This is a genomic window from Silvimonas sp., assembly GCF_031291215.1.
Taxonomy (GTDB): domain Bacteria; phylum Pseudomonadota; class Gammaproteobacteria; order Burkholderiales; family Chitinibacteraceae; genus Silvimonas; species Silvimonas soli.
In genome coordinates this window covers 1-2,352 of sequence record NZ_JARLJK010000135.1, presented here as the reverse complement: position 1 = coordinate 2,352, position 2,352 = coordinate 1, and the positions used below count along the sequence as shown (strand labels likewise).

Sequence of the window (2,352 nt, the reverse complement as noted above, 5' to 3'; positions counted from 1 at the left end):
TGATGACGGCGGCTGGTTGGATCACAACCAGGGCTGTGTCCGGAGTCGAATCCAAGGTTAGGCAAGTACGGCCATGTTTTCTTGGCTGAAACCCGCGGCACAATTGGATTTTTGACGATTTGATGGCCCATCGATCAGCGGCTGCGTTGACGCGGAACCTGCTCCCATGGTTGATGCTGACAAGCCAGCTCGGGCACTGCCCCTTGGAACGGCAGTTGGAGCCAGGCTTCCAAGCCCGTGCACCGCAGCTACGGACCCGGTTGCGCCTGATGGCGGACAAGGAGATGGTAGCCACGACCCTCGATTGAACGAATACCCACGGCAAACCTGCAGCCTTGTTAGGTTTGCGCCAGGCGAATGCCTGGACAGTACGCCTTTGGATTCACGGTGCCTCTCTTGGTTTTGCGCCTGACGTCTCTGCAAACCCGCGGCCCGACATATTTCCCCAACTCCCACTGGTGATGATGACAAGCTGGCTCGGTCGCTCATTGGGACCTGCCACCTTTCTTTGACTCTCGCAGAAAGCCGGCCTGTCGCCGTCTACCACCTCCCAGTGGTGATGATGACAAGCCGGCTCGGCCCTTCACTGGAACCATCGCCACCAGAGCATGCCCAGCGCAGCAAGCCACGAAACGCTGCCACAGTGCGTGTCTCGGTGGGTCGGCGCCCCGCTTGGGCCTAACGCTAGCGTTGACCGGCCTCGCCCAGCCGCGCGACCGCAGGAGATGAGCGGGTTGATGAGGAGTCAAGCAAAAAGGATATGCCCGAGGGCGAGGTCCGGGGTCGAACGCACTGGTTAGGCCGGGCCGCCCATGCTTTTTGCTGGAGCCCTCTGTACTACTTGTTTTGCACGAATGGGAAGGAATCCATGAGCAGCTATTGCGCGTTGGGGATGGGCGCGAATTGCTCACGGAAAAGATCAAGTATTAATTAAAAATTATAAAATCCGGGGAACCAAAGGGGCTTGGCCAAACACCCACTGTGCATTCGGGAGCAACCGTGGAACAGAACACCTACCTTGAAATCGCTTCAGATGCCGCGACGGGGTCAAAAGTGTATTTCAACAGACATGACCATTCGCATTTCGTGGCGGGCCCGTCCCAGCGTCATCACTTGGCCACCGTCAAGAAAATCGAGAAGGAATTGCTTGCTGCCAGGACGAGGTCCCTGACCAGCTTGGAGTTACTGGCACTACATCGGAGAATCCGGGCTATGCTGGGAAACCCTGGCACCGGTCTTGCCCTCTATCCGAAGCCCGCCCACGATAAATCTGGCTTCAACCCTGTTTTGGACCGGAATCAATTTGATTTTGGGGAACTACGTCGGACGACCTTACGCAACCAGCCAAATATCGTCGTCAAGGTGGCCGCGGCTGGAATTTGCCAATCAGACCGCAGAGTCATGCGGGGCACCAAACCTGCCAATTTCTCTATGGAACAACTCGTGCTCGGCCACGAAGGTGGCGGTTACATCCTGGATCCCGGTCACTGCAGCGACCTCTATCAGGTGGGGCAGAAGGTCGTTCTGCTACCTCATCTCACCTGCAGCAAAGCGTCATGCCCGTCTTGCAGCACGTTCAGGCCTAACCTTTGCAAAAATTTGCGCCACATGGGATTCCATATCAACGGCAACATGGCAACTCTTATGGCCTTTCCTGAACAGTGTGTCATGGCTGTGCCGGATTCATTACCTGAAGATCTCCTGCCTTTGGTCGAGCCGCTCGCCTGCGTGACACGTGGGTTGTTTCACGCCAGGGAAGCTCTTAGCGCCCTGAATTCTCGGCACGCATACTATAATAACCCTTTTACAATCTATGGTTGCGGTCCAATTGGTTGTCTGGCTGCCATGGCCTGCCGCCACTTTTTCGGAAACATCAATATCCAAATAATTGATCCATCAGAGGAGCGAATCCGTTCGGCCCAGCATCTCCAAATCGCCAACTCCTATGCATCCGCACCGGCCATCGGTCATGAAGTCGCCTTCATCGCCAACAGCTTCTTTGCATCCATCGAGGCAGCTCTATCCAAGACCAACGATGAGGGGACCATCGTCCTGTTCTCCGGCATCAACACAGATCAGTTTGAAACGGCTGACCGAGAGCAGCTTGCCAAGATTACTGCCTTCGAGGACATCCACCGACAAGAGGCCGTCAAGAGTATCGAAGTTGGGGGCCGCCGAATCCACTTGGTCGGGTCCAGCGGATACACCTACTACGACATCCGCCGCGCTATCGGGCTCCTCTTGGGGAATCAGGACTTATTCCCGCGGGTGCAGAACGCAATCATCGAAGGCTTGGATGGCAAGACCATACAGTTCCATAGCCCAAATCCAAGGAAGGTGGATATCGGGACC

General features: G+C 56.0%; 1 protein-coding gene. It reads left to right on the top strand.

Going from position 1 to position 2,352, the window contains the following annotated elements; translation table 11 throughout:
• Positions 1–999: 999 nt before the first annotated feature.
• A partial coding sequence (locus tag P4L78_RS15510; protein WP_309328738.1) for an alcohol dehydrogenase catalytic domain-containing protein occupies positions 1,000–2,352 on the top strand: 1,353 nt, incomplete at its 3' end.